Source organism: Streptomyces sp. NWU339 (assembly GCF_003143855.1).
In the GTDB taxonomy this organism is placed as follows: Bacteria; Actinomycetota; Actinomycetes; order Streptomycetales; family Streptomycetaceae; genus Streptomyces.
On record NZ_QFRK01000018.1, the window covers coordinates 67,286 to 80,154 of the forward strand.

The following is a 12,869-nucleotide window of genomic DNA, read 5'->3' on the forward strand; positions in this document are numbered from 1 at the left end:
TCCGGAGCCGTCCGTCCGGCCGGCACGGCCTGACAGTGGAGGAACTCGTCGCGGCTGCCCTGCGATCGGTGGTTCACGAATGCGATTCCACGCAGGCCGAGCGGTTCCACGCCGTGTTCTTCGGAGCGGTGGTGGAGCAGGCCGTCGCGATGCTCCGAGAGGTGATCGAGCGTGGGATCGAGCGTGCGGAAGTGCGCCCGGACGCGGCACGCGGCTACGTCTTCGACCTCATTCCGACGATGACGGTGTGCCGGTTCACCATGTGCGGAAGCCAATGGCCGGACACGGATGTGGAAGAAATGATCGGCCGGCCGATCGTTTTACTGCTGCGGCCGAGCGGCTCCTGAGCCGGGTCGTCGTGGACCGTGACATCGTTCGGGGAACCTGGGTGTCGCGGGCCGTTCCGGTCGGCGTACGCTAAGGGCGCCATGCCGTACGAACCACCGACTCACACCGTCGAGCGCTCTCTCCGCGCCACGACCGGGGCGAAGATCGTCGCAGGTGTCGACGAGGTGGGGCGCGGCGCCTGGGCCGGTCCCGTCACCGTCTGCGCGGCGATCACCGGACTGCGTCGGCCCCCTGAAGGTCTCACCGACTCCAAGCTCCTCACCGTCAAGCGGCGCGCCGAACTCGACCGGACGCTGAGGAGTTGGGTGACGTCGTACGCCCTGGGCCACGCGTCCCACGAGGAGATCGATCAGCTGGGGATGACGGCCGCGCTGCGGCTGGCGGCGGTACGCGCGCTCGAGGCGCTGCCGGTCCGGCCCGACGCGGTGATACTCGACGGCAAGCACGACTATCTCGGGGCGCCCTGGCGGGTCCGAACCGTGATCAAGGGCGATCAGTCGTGCGTGGCGGTCGCGGCGGCCTCGGTGATCGCCAAGGTGCACCGCGACAAAATGATGGCCGAACTGGGTGCCGACCATGCAGACTTCGGTTTTGCGGACAACGCCGGGTATCCGTCACCCGTGCACAGGGCCGCGCTGGAGGTCCGGGGGCCCACCCCCTACCACCGGTTGTCGTGGGCGTATCTTGATGCGCTGCCCCAGTGGCGGCATCTCAAGAAGGTCCGCAGCTGGGCGGACGGAAGCGTTCCGGAGATCGAGGGTCAGCTCGGCTTCGACTTCTGACGGTTCCGTTCGCACTCATGTGCCACCCGGTGGCGCGAGCCGTACCAACGTTTGATAAAAATCAGCCCATGCCTCTCATTCCCGAGGAGCCTCAGATTCACGAGAGTGCCCAGGGTCCCCGCGCCACTCCGGCCAGCAGCCGTACCGCGCCGACCCCCCGCCCCGTACCCGGTCCCCGCCCTGTGGCTCCGCCGCGTCCCGGTCGTCCCGGCCCGGCCCGGCCGGCGCCCCCGGCGCAACGCACGCCGCGTGATGCCACTGCGGCGGCCAGACCCGCCCCTCCGAAGCCGGCCGCCGCTGCCGCGGACGGCACCCAGATCCAGCTCATTCCGGCCTCGGTCCAGGGGGCGCTCGACGCCGCCGAGGAAGCCGTGGACCTGCTGCTGGACTCGGGCCGTGCACCGGGCGACGTGCTGGTGATCACCACCGACGAGCCGCATCCGTGGGCCACCCACGAGTTGTCCTTCGGTGAAGCGTCCTACTGGGCCCTGCACGACGCCGGTGACGACGTCTTCCACACGGACGTCACCGGTGCGGAGCGTGCCGGGGCGCGGCCCGTCGTCGTGGTCGCCGTCAACGGCGGTCCCGAGTCGGTGACCGCGTCGGCCCTGTCCGTCGCCCACGCCAAGGCCACCGCTCTGCTGATCGTCTGCGGTGACCTGAAGCGGATCAACTCGGTGATGAACGCGGGCGTCTGAGCCGACGCCCTGGCGCCCGTCAGTGCGGGCGCCAGGTCCCGGTTCCGGGGAGCACCGTCGGCCCTCAGCGTGCCGCCGCGCGGCGCAGGACCTCGGACGCGACACCGCCGGTGCGCGGTATCCGCGGCGGTGCCTCGGCCGTGGCGAACGGCTCCGGCGCCGAGTCGGCGGTGGGCCGGCGCCCGCCGCGCCCCTCACCGAGCACCTGCCAGCCGTCACGGGTCAGCGTGATGTACGCCCCGCAGCGCAGCCCGTGCAGCGTGCAGGCGTCCCGCAGCCCCCACATCCACGCGCCGTCCTCCTCCGTCCAACGCGCGTCGCCGTCACGGCAGTAGAGCAGTACGGCGGTACGCACCGGGGTACGGCGCCGCAGATCGTGCGGGATGATCCGGCGCAGCTGGGACAGCAGCGCGTTACGGAACATCCAGCCGTCCGCCGGGGCGGGACGGCGGGTGAACGAAGCGCTCGCCCGCAGTCGGTCGTCCGGGTCGAGCACGGCGACGACCGCGGTCGTCGGCCCGGGACGATGCCGGGCGTGCAGACCGCTGACGACCTCACGCGGGTTGCGCAGCAGCGGAATTCCCGCGGCAGCCCACTCCGCGGGTTCGAGCACACGAGTGGCGGAGGTCGACAGTGATGCGGCCGAGGACGAAGCGAATCCGAAGGTCACGGTCCTCCCTTCGGCTACGCCCGGGCTGCGGGCGGGGGCGGATTTCGGGGAGCGCGCACGCAACAGAGCCCAACCTGATCGGCGGACGAACCGTGCGGGTGCGGACCTCGATTCTTCCCGTCGAACCTGGATGCGGCAACGAGCAATCACGCGGGGAGACCGGTATCTCATGATCAGCGGCTTATATCCCTGCCCGGTGTGCCGGGCAGGGGCCCCGCGGAGCGTCAGCCCTGTACGGCCAGCACCAGGGGCAGCACCCCCTCGGCGCCGGCCCGCCGGAGCAGGCGTGCCGTGACCGCGAGGGTCCAGCCCGTCTCCGTGTAGTCGTCCACCAGAAGCACCGGCCCCCCGGCCTCGGCGAGGGCCGTGGCGAGAGAGGAAGGGACGGCCAGCGCCCCGTCGAGGGCCTTCAGACGCTGTGCGCTGTTGCTCCGGGACGCCGGCCGGGCCTCGTCCGTGTACTGCACGGAACCCAGCAGGGGCAGGCGTCCTACCTCCGCGATGTGCGCTCCCAGCGAGTGGATCAGGGCGGGGCGGGTGCGGGAGGGGAGGGTGACCACACCGACCGGCCGGGGCTGGGCGTCCGGCGCTCCCGACACCCAGCCGCCGGGCCCCTTGGCCCAGTCGGCCAGTACATCCACCACGGCCTTCGCCACGTCGTCGGGCACGGGCCCGTCCGGGGCCTGGGGCGCGAACACCGGACGCAGCCGGTTGCCCCAGCCGATGTCCGACAGGCGTCCCAACGCCCGGCCCTGAGCGCTCTGTTCCCCGGCCGGGATGCGCCCCTTGAGGTCCATGCCGATCGCCGGAAGCCCGGTGGGCCACATGCGCCGCGGTTCCACCTCCACTCCCGCCCGGCCGAGATCCACGCGGGCCGCCTCGAGCGCCGTGGGAGAGGCTTCGGGGATGTAGCGCGCGCCCGCGCAGTTGTCGCAGCGGCCGCAGGGTTTCGCGCCCACGTCGTCCAACTGGCGCTGCAGGAACTCCATCCGGCAGTCCGCGGTCGTCGCGTACTCGCGCATTGCCTGCTGTTCGGCTCCCCGCTGGCGGGCCACCCACGCGTACCGCTCGGCGTCGTACGTCCATGGCTGACCGGTCGCGATCCAGCCCCCCTTGACCCGTCGCACCGCCCCGTCCACGTCGAGGACCTTGAGCATGGTCTCCAGCCGGGAGCGGCGCAGCTCGACCAGGGGTTCGAGGGCGGGCAACGACATGGGCCGGTCCGCGTGGGCGAGGACGTCGATTGTGCGGCGCACCAGTTCCTCCGAGGGGAAGGCGAGGGACGCGAAGTACGTCCAGATCGCCTCGTCCTCCTTGCCCGGAAGGAGCAGGACTTCGGCATGGCGCACACCACGGCCGGCGCGGCCGACCTGCTGGTAGTAGGAGATGGGAGAGGACGGTGAGCCGAGGTGGACCACGAATCCCAGGTCCGGCTTGTCGAAGCCCATACCGAGGGCGGAGGTGGCGACCAGGGCCTTCACCTTGTTGGCGAGCAGGTCCTCCTCCGACTGTTGCCGTTCCGCGTTCTCCGTCTTGCCGGTGTACGAGGCGACGGTGTGGCCGCGCTGCCGCAGGAAGGCGGTCACCTCCTCGGCGGCTGCCACGGTGAGGGTGTAGACGATGCCGGAGCCCGGCAGTTCGTCGAGGTGATCGGCGAGCCAGGCCATCCGGTGCGCGGCGTCCGGCAGGCGCAGCACACTCAGGCTCAGGCTCTCCCGGTCCAGCGGACCCCGCAGCACCAGGGCGTCCGAGGCGCCTCCCGTGCCGAGTTGCTCCGCGACGTCGGCGGTCACCCGGGCGTTGGCGGTGGCGGTGGTGGCCAGGACGGGCACGCCGGGCGGGAGATCGGCGAGCATGGTGCGCAGCCGGCGGTAGTCGGGGCGGAAGTCGTGGCCCCAGTCGGAGATGCAGTGCGCCTCGTCCACCACGAGGAGTCCGGTCGCGGCGGAGAGTTCGGGCAGTACGTGATCACGGAAGTCGGGGTTGTTCAGCCGCTCCGGACTCACCAGCAGGACATCTACCGCGCCCGCGGCGATCTCGGTCTGGATGGTGTCCCATTCCTCGCTGTTGGAGGAGTTGATGGTGCGGGCGTGGATACCGGCTCTGGCCGCGGCCTCGACCTGGTTGCGCATCAGCGCCAGGAGGGGGGAGACGATCACTGTGGGACCGCTGCCCCGGGCCCGCAGCAGAGATGTGGCCACGAAGTAGACCGCGGACTTGCCCCAGCCCGTGCGCTGGACGACCAGGGCCCGGCGCTTGTCGGCGACCAGCGCCTCGATCGCTCGCCACTGGTCCTCGCGCAGCCGGGCCTCTCCCGAGGCGTCCCCGACGAGCCGGGCGAGGACGGCGTCCGCCGCCGTCCGGAGATCCGCGTTGTTCGTGTGCTCCATGAGTCCCATACAACAGGACGGCAAGGACAGTCGGGCGGCGGTGCGGGGCGGTGAGAGGGTGGCCTTGTGTGGTAATCGGGTCGCAGCGGAAGCGAAAGGGCAGGTCAGACGGGTGCGTGACGTGTCCCTGATGGAAGTTGTCCACAGGGCGAGCAGGGTTTCCCGATCCGCGAAACCTTCTTCTCATGACGAACCGCAGCGAAACGAACGGATCACCCGGAAACGACGGCATCGCCGGGCGGAAGCGGGACGAGCGCGCAGGCCTTCCGGACCCCGAGGACGTCGTCCACCCCGCCGAGCTCTCACGACAGAGGAGGCAGGACGGCGAGCACACGCACCCACGGCGTACGAAGGACATCGCCTGCACCGCCTCCGGCGACCACGGCGACGCGCAGCAGGTCACACTGCGCACCCCCGCCGAACTCGCCGACGCACTGCCCTACCTCCTCGGCTACCGGCCCGAGGACAGCATCGTCCTGGTCGCCCTGTACGACAAGGACGGGCGGAGCCGGTTCGGCGGTCGTGCCAGGCTCGGCATCCCCGCGAACAAGGACGACTGGCCCGCGGCCGCCCGGCAGCTGGCCCAGGGGCTGGTGACGGGCAGCGAGCGCCGAGGCGCCAAGCCCGAGCAGATGGTTGTCTTCCTCTGCCAGGAACCGGGCAGCCGCGAACCCGGGGCGCGGGTCAAGGAGCGGTTGGGCCCGCTCGCTCACGCGCTGCGCGTGGAGTGCGGTGCCCTCGACGTTCCCGTGGTGGAGGCCATGTGTCTGTCGGACGGCCGCTTCTGGTCGTACTGCTGCGACGACGAGGCATGCTGTCCGCCGGAGGGGACGCCGATGGGGCTGCCCGGTACCTCGGTGCTGGCCGCCGCCGCGACCTACGCCGGGCTTCAGGTCCGGGGCACGCTGCGGGAGCTGAGGGCGAGGTTCCTCCCGCGGGAGAACGCCGCCGCCCTCGAACAGGAAGCCGCCCTGGACGCCGCCAGCAAGGCGCTGATCCCCAGGATCCTCGATGCGGCGGGCCGATGCCAGGTCGCCGAAAGGACGCTGGAACTGGCCGAGCAGATCATGGGTCGGCTCGCCGGCGTCCCGCCCGTGCCCGGCATGCTCCCGGCGGATCTGCGGGACGACGAACTGCTCCGGCACGACGAGGCGGCGACGCTGATCCTCGGCCTGCAGGACCGGACGACCCGGGACCGCGCGGCCGCGTGGATGGAGGGTGAGGAAGCAGGTCCCGCGCTCCGGCTGTGGCGGGCCCTGGCGCGCCGCTGCGTCGGTTCGTACGGCGAACACGCCGCGGCGCCCCTGACGCTCGCCGGCTGGGTCGCGTGGTCCACCGGCGACGAACTGGAAGCCAGGGAGGCGCTTGCCATGGCCCTGGGCGCCGATCCCGACTACCTCTTCGCCCGCCTTCTGCACCAGGCCTGCAACGAGGGCCTCGACCCGGAATCGATCCGCCGATGCCTGCGAGCGGAACGCGAGAGCCACGGGAAGACGGACCACGGCGGCCCGGCCGCCGCCCCTCCGGCCGCTCCCGCCACCGACCCGGCCACCGGGACCGGGGAGGGAGAGGACATCGGGACGCCGGATGCCGGGGAGGGGGCCACGCCTTCCGCGGAGGCGGCATCCGTGCGGCACGAGCTGTCCCCGCGCCGCCGACGGCGCACGCATGTCTCCGGTACCGGTGGCGGGTCCCCGAGTCGGCCGCGTTCGGACGGACGCCGGCCGAGCGCGCGGATTCCGTATCCCCGTGATCCCCGTGATCCCCGTGACCCCCGTGATCCCCGTGAGTCACGTAGTCCCCGTACCGCGATCGGTGGCACGCGCCCGGGTGGGGAGCGCCCCGGGCACGAGGGACCGGGCAGCACGCCTTCTCGTCGCACGGCCTCGCCGGAAGGTGCGCGGCCCCGGGGCCGGGGGAGTACGGGAGCGGAGTGACCGGGCTCAGTGACTGAGCGGGAGGGCGGTGCCGCTGGCGGACGGTGCGCCCTCCGGGCCCCGCCGCACAGGTGAGCGGGTGAGTTGGCGGGCCGATGAACCGACGAGTCAGCGAAGAGAGTGCTTATCGTCAGGGAGACGACTATGATCGCCGCATGTCCTACGACCCGTCAGCCTTTCCGCCCTTCGCCGTCACCGTGGACCTGGTCGTGCTGACCGTGCGCCGCCATGCCCTGTGCGCGCTGGCGGTACGCAGGGGCGAACCGCCGTTTCAGGGGCGGTGGGCGCTGCCCGGCGGATTTGTGCGGGCCGACGAGGACCTGTCCCAGGCTGCGGCGCGTGAACTGGCGGAGGAGACCGGGCTGCGGGTGCACGACCCCGCTGCCCCCGCCCAGGCCGACGGCGCACACCTGGAACAGCTCGCCACCTACGGAGATCCCAAGCGCGACCCCCGGATGCGTGTCGTCAGCGTCGCGCACCTCGCACTCGCTCCCGACCTGCCCGCACCCAGGGCGGGCGGCGACGCCAGCAACGCACGTTGGGCCCCGGTCGAGGAACTGCTGCAACAGGCGGGGTACGGCAGAGGCGGCGAGCCGGCGGTGCCCCTCGCCTTCGACCACGCTCAGATCCTGGCGGACGGGGTGGAGCGCGCCCGCTCCAAGATCGAGTACTCGTCGCTGGCCACGGCCTTCTGCCCGCCCGAGTTCACCGTCGGTGAGCTGCGCCGCGTCTACGAGGCCGTGTGGGGGGTGGCGCTGGACCCGCGCAACTTCCACCGCAAGGTGACGGGGACACCGGGCTTTCTGGTTCCGACGGGTGGCACGACCACCCGGCAGGGCGGTCGCCCCGCTCAGCTCTTCCGAGCCGGCGGAGCCACCCTGCTCAATCCGCCGATGCTGCGCCCCGAGGTGTGACACGGGGGTGCATCACGGATCCCGCACGGCTGATTCCCCATCCCCAACAGGTCTGGTGATGCCCGAAAAACCCGATATGGAGCGCTATCTTGCTTCGGGTGATCCAGGCCTTCGGACTGACCAGTAATCCTCGCAAAGAGCTTCCGCCCGCCGTCGACGACGTCTCCTTCGAGGCGTACGCGGGCCACGTCACCGCGCTGCTCGGAGCGCCGGGCGCAGGCAAGACGACGGTGCTCAGACTCATGCTCGAACTCCAACCGGGCCGTGGCGTCACCCACTTCAGAGGCCGTCCCCTGCACCGCATCGGCCACCCGTCCCGCGAAGTCGGCGTGCTGCTGGGTGAGGTGCCGGGTCACCCCGCACGCACCGTCCGCGGACACCTGCGCATGCTGTGCGCCGCCGCGGGAGTCCCGGCCCGCCGTGCCGACGAAGTCCTCGAAGTCGTCGGGCTGGTGAGCCTGCGCGAGGAACGCCTCGGCACGCTCTCGCGCGGTATGGACCGACGCCTCGGGCTGGCGTGCGTGCTGCTGGCGGACCCGCACACCCTCGTGCTCGACGAACCCGCCCGCGGACTCTCCGCCGACGAGAACCGCTGGCTCCACGGCATGCTCCGGGCCTACGCGGCCCGGGGCGGCACCGTTCTGAGCACGACGGACGACCCCAAGGAGGCGGCGCGCCTCGCGGACCGGGTGGTCACCCTCGAGCGGGGCCGGGTCGTGGCCGACCAGCCGGCCGCGGACTTCTCGCGCACCCGACTTCGCCCCCGCGTCGCCGTCCGCACACCGCACGCCGCCCGCCTGTCCGCGCTGCTCGCCAAGGAGGCCCGTACCGCCCGGCGTTCCGTGGAGGTGGCTCAGGAAGGCGGCAACCGTATCTCCGTTTACGGCAGTACCTGCGCCGACGTGGGTGAGATCGCGTTCCGGAACGGCGTCGTCGTACACCAACTCGCGGACGAGACCGGGGACATGGGTCCCGGGGCGGGCACGCCGCATGCCGAGCAGCCGTCGGCCCCCTCGGGCGAGCCGCCTTCCGCCGCCACGCCGCCCCCCGCCGTCGAGCCGCCCTCCGCCGTCGAGCCGCCCTCCGTTGTCGAGCCGTCCCCTGCCGTCGAGCCGGCCTCCGACCCGCTGCCCTCCGCCGCTGAGAACCCGGCCGGGTCCCGTGCCGGTGGCGGATGCCCTCTCCCGGAGTCCTCGGTCGGTCTGCCGCCTCACATTTCGGTCCGTCCCGCCCCCCGCCCCCTCCGTCCGGTGCGCTACGAGATCCGTCGGGTCACCGGTGTCGGTACCGGATTCCTCGTCAGCGCCGTCGTGCTCGCGGTGTCCGTGCTCACCGCGGCACTGCTGGCCCGTACCGGGCACACCCCGCAGCCGCGGCTGCTCGCAGCGTGGCCCAGGGAGCTGCCCCTGCCGCCCGCGGCCCTCGGGGCGGGGCTGCTCGGCGCGCTGGCTTCCGGCGACGAGTTCCGCCATCCCGCTCTGGCGGCGGACCGGGGCAGCGTGCCCCGGCGCCTGGGGCTGCTGACCGCGAAACTCCTCGTCGCCTCGGCCACCGCGCTGGTGCTGGCCGTGCTGACGATCGGGTGCGACGCCGAAGTGCTTTATCTCTTGTACGGCCGGGAACTCGTCGAAGTCCCCGGCGACTGGTTCCCGCTCGGGGTGAGTTGGCTCGGACTCGTGATCGGGTGCGCCTGGACGGGGGTGCTGGCGGCGGGGATCTTCCGGTCCACCACCGCCGGACTCGCCGCGGTCGTCGCCGTGCCCCTCCTCGTCGTGCCCCTGGTGCGGAAAGCGGTGAGCGGGCCGTCGGTGCGGACCGCGGCGGGCTTGCCGCTGCGGCTGCGTGAAATGTTCCCGCTCCAGTGGCCCTTCGGGGGCGAGCGGTACCTGGAGGGCGCGTTGCGGATGTTCGCCCAACCTGTGGGCGGCGCCCTGACGCTGTCACTGGCGGTGCTGCTCTGCGCGTATCTGCTCACATCCTTGCGGAACAGGGCCCGTTGACGACCGACCGTGACTCAATCGGTCCGTCCGTGCCGACAACTCCCCGGGGAGAGCCCACTTCTTTCCGATAAGGCGTCAATTGCGACGGGGTGAGCGATCACCCTTTCGTGTGCTTTTCACCAAACTCCTTAAGGGAGTTGAGAGCCGCGCCGACAAAAGATGCGTGAGTACCCTTGCGCACACCATGATGACCACCGCCCGCTCCGCAGACTCCGGCCTCGCGAACCCGGGCGAAATCAACCGCTACCCCTATGCCGACACGCCCGTCGGCGGCCGCGCCGGGGCCCCTGTCTGGGACACCGATCCCGAACTGGGCCGCGCGAGCCGCCGTGCCGCGGGCAGCCGCGGACGCGGGCTGCACGGCCAACTCGTCCAGCAACTGGGTCAGATGATCGTTTCGGGTGATCTGGGAGCCGACCGCCCCCTGGTTCCCGAGGAGATCGGCCAGCGTTTCGAGGTCTCCCGCACCGTCGTCCGTGAATCGCTCCGTGTCCTGGAGGCCAAGGGCCTGGTCAGTGCCCGCCCGAACGTCGGTACGCGCGTGCGCCCGGTCAGCGACTGGAATCTCCTCGACCCGGACATCATCGAGTGGCGGGCCTTCGGGCCTCAGCGGGACGATCAGCGCCGTGAGCTCTGCGAGCTGCGCTGGACGATCGAGCCGCTGGCCGCCCGTCTCGCCGCCGGGCACGGACGTGAGGACGTTCAGCAGCGTCTGTCCGACATGGTGGAGATCATGGGCCACGCGATGGGACAGGGTGACGCGCTGACCTTCGCCCGGGCCGACTCCGAGTTCCATTCGCTGCTCATCCAGGTCGCCGGCAACCGCATGCTGGAGCACCTCTCCGGGATCGTGTCCGCCGCGCTGCAGGTCTCGGGTGGGCCGGCCACGGGCTGCGAGCGACCCAACGAGACGTCGCTCGCGCACCACGGCCAGATCGTCGACGCCCTCGCCGGCGGTGACGGCGAGGCGGCCGAGGCCGCCATGAGTCAGCTGCTGATGGTCCACCCCGTGGTGCCCGCCCCGCGCGAGCACTGAAACCCTCGCGCGCACCGAACGCCCCCGCGTGTCCTCCGCGCGAGCACTGACCGCGTTCCGAAGGCGGCCAGGTCCGGCGTGCCACCCCCCTCCTGTGGCAGCGTCCGACCGGTGAGCCGTCTCCTGTCGGACCTCGCGGGATCACCTTTGATCCCGCGAGGTCCTACAGTGGTGAAGGGGCCGTAAGGTCCGGCACCGTGCCGCTGTCACCCCCGAGTGACCGTTTCTGTCCCGGTCTGATTGATTCTGGGCGCTTACGGGATGTGACTCGGGCCACGCGGATTGGGCGTAACGCTCCTGGAAAGAACGCGATGACCTAAGAGGTGGCAGTCGCGGAGGGAATACGGACGCCGTTCACGGCGCTGTGCACCTCCTCGGCCCCCGCCCGCACCGTCGGCCCATCCCCAAGTCGGCGGTCGGCTCCTGTCCGTCGTGGACGGGGCCGGAAGCCGTTATTCAACGTTCCGAGAGGTTGTTCGTGTCGGCCAGCACATCCCGTACGCTCCCGCCGGAGATCGCCGAATCCGTCTCTGTCATGGCGCTCATCGAGCGGGGAAAGGCTGAGGGGCAGATCGCCGGCGATGACGTGCGTCGGGCCTTCGAAGCTGACCAGATTCCGGCCACTCAGTGGAAGAACGTACTGCGCAGCCTCAATCAGATCCTCGAGGAAGAGGGTGTGACGCTGATGGTCAGTGCCGCGGAGCCCAAGCGCACCCGAAAGAGCGTCGCAGCGAAGAGTCCCGCCAAGCGCACCGCCACCAAGGCGGTCGCGGCGAAGGCGGCGACCACCCGGAAGGCCAGCGCCTCAGCCACACCTGCCGCATCCGCCGCGGACGCCGTCGCCGAGGAGGAGGCGCCCGCCAAGAAGGCGGCCGCCAAGAAGACCACCGCCAAGAAGGCGGCCGCCAAGAAGACCACCGCCAAGAAGGCGGCCGCCAAGAAGACCGCGGCCAAGAAGGACGACATCGAGGCGACGGACGAAGAGGCCGTCGAGGAGACCAAGGCGACGGAGGAGCCGGAGGGCACGGAGAACGCCGGTTTCGTCCTGTCCGACGAGGACGAGGACGACGCGCCCGCCCAGCAGGTCGCCGCCGCCGGTGCCACCGCCGACCCGGTCAAGGACTACCTCAAGCAGATCGGCAAGGTGCCCCTGCTCAACGCCGAGCAGGAGGTCGAGCTCGCCAAGCGGATCGAAGCCGGTCTGTTCGCCGAGGACAAGCTGGCCAACTCCGACAAGCTGGCGCCGAAGCTCAAGCGCGAGCTGGAGATCATCGCCGAGGACGGGCGCCGTGCCAAGAACCACCTCCTGGAGGCCAACCTCCGTCTGGTGGTCTCCCTGGCCAAGCGCTACACCGGCCGCGGCATGCTCTTCCTGGACCTCATCCAGGAGGGCAACCTCGGTCTGATCCGCGCGGTGGAGAAGTTCGACTACACCAAGGGCTACAAGTTCTCCACCTATGCCACCTGGTGGATCCGTCAGGCGATCACCCGCGCGATGGCCGACCAGGCCCGCACCATCCGTATCCCGGTGCACATGGTCGAGGTCATCAACAAGCTCGCGCGCGTGCAGCGCCAGATGCTCCAGGACCTGGGCCGTGAGCCCACCCCGGAGGAGCTGGCCAAGGAACTGGACATGACCCCGGAGAAGGTCATCGAGGTCCAGAAGTACGGTCGCGAGCCCATCTCCCTGCACACCCCGCTGGGCGAGGACGGCGACAGCGAGTTCGGCGACCTCATCGAGGACTCCGAGGCCGTCGTCCCGGCCGACGCGGTCAGCTTCACGCTTCTGCAGGAGCAGCTGCACTCCGTCCTGGACACCCTGTCCGAGCGCGAGGCGGGCGTCGTCTCCATGCGCTTCGGTCTCACCGACGGTCAGCCGAAGACCCTCGACGAGATCGGCAAGGTGTACGGCGTCACGCGCGAGCGCATCCGCCAGATCGAGTCCAAGACCATGTCGAAGCTGCGCCATCCGTCCCGTTCCCAGGTGCTGCGCGACTACCTCGACTAGGCCGCCAGGCGGCCGCCGCGCCGCGGCGGTCCGCCGTACGAGGCGCGTCCACCAAGGCGTCGAGCCGTGTGTCCACTGAGGCCCGG

The 12,869-nt window shown here is 71.1% G+C and carries 9 protein-coding genes and 1 pseudogene; 8 read left to right on the top strand and 2 right to left on the bottom strand.

Annotated features, from left to right (window positions below; all coding sequences use genetic code 11):
• Positions 1-56: 56 nt before the first annotated feature.
• From DIZ27_RS21790 to DIZ27_RS21800, 3 genes and pseudogenes are all read left to right on the top strand, one after another.
• A pseudogene (locus DIZ27_RS21790) lies at positions 57-347 on the top strand (TetR-like C-terminal domain-containing protein); the annotation flags it as partial.
• Between the two features lie 81 nt (positions 348-428).
• Positions 429-1,130: a ribonuclease HII gene (locus tag DIZ27_RS21795; protein WP_109380125.1), complete on the top strand. Its 702-nt coding sequence runs from the start codon at positions 429-431 to the stop codon at positions 1,128-1,130.
• Positions 1,131-1,198: 68 nt separating this feature from the next.
• Positions 1,199-1,828 carry a hypothetical protein gene (locus DIZ27_RS21800; RefSeq protein WP_109380126.1) on the top strand — a complete coding sequence of 210 codons (630 nt, stop codon included), beginning with the start codon at positions 1,199-1,201 and terminating at the stop codon, positions 1,826-1,828.
• Positions 1,829-1,892: 64 nt separating this feature from the next.
• On the opposite strand, the gene DIZ27_RS21805 is transcribed toward DIZ27_RS21800, so the two are convergent.
• Positions 1,893-2,498: a hypothetical protein gene (locus tag DIZ27_RS21805; RefSeq protein ID WP_109380127.1), complete on the bottom strand. Its 606-nt coding sequence runs from the start codon at positions 2,496-2,498 to the stop codon at positions 1,893-1,895.
• A gap of 224 nt (positions 2,499-2,722) precedes the next feature.
• Entirely contained in the window at positions 2,723-4,888 is a 2,166-nt protein-coding gene (locus DIZ27_RS21810) for a RecQ family ATP-dependent DNA helicase (RefSeq protein WP_109380128.1), read from the bottom strand.
• A 185-nt stretch (positions 4,889-5,073) separates the two neighbouring features.
• Here DIZ27_RS21810 and DIZ27_RS21815 point away from each other — a divergent pair, with 185 nt between their 5' ends.
• From DIZ27_RS21815 to DIZ27_RS21835, 5 genes are all read left to right on the top strand, one after another.
• A complete protein-coding gene (locus DIZ27_RS21815; protein WP_258308495.1) occupies positions 5,074-6,825 on the top strand; it encodes a DUF4192 domain-containing protein in 1,752 nt (583 codons plus the stop codon).
• A gap of 155 nt (positions 6,826-6,980) precedes the next feature.
• Positions 6,981-7,739, top strand: a complete 759-nt coding sequence (locus DIZ27_RS21820) for an NUDIX domain-containing protein (protein ID WP_109380129.1) — start codon at positions 6,981-6,983, stop codon at positions 7,737-7,739.
• 98 nt (positions 7,740-7,837) lie between these two features.
• Positions 7,838-9,739, top strand: a complete 1,902-nt coding sequence (locus DIZ27_RS21825) for an ATP-binding cassette domain-containing protein (protein ID WP_109380130.1) — start codon at positions 7,838-7,840, stop codon at positions 9,737-9,739.
• A gap of 163 nt (positions 9,740-9,902) precedes the next feature.
• Positions 9,903-10,775, top strand: coding sequence for a FadR/GntR family transcriptional regulator (locus DIZ27_RS21830; protein ID WP_109380131.1), 873 nt, complete (start codon positions 9,903-9,905; stop codon positions 10,773-10,775).
• Between the two features lie 478 nt (positions 10,776-11,253).
• Positions 11,254-12,783: an RNA polymerase sigma factor gene (locus tag DIZ27_RS21835; RefSeq protein WP_109380194.1), complete on the top strand. Its 1,530-nt coding sequence runs from the start codon at positions 11,254-11,256 to the stop codon at positions 12,781-12,783.
• The last annotated feature ends 86 nt before the right edge of the window (positions 12,784-12,869 follow it).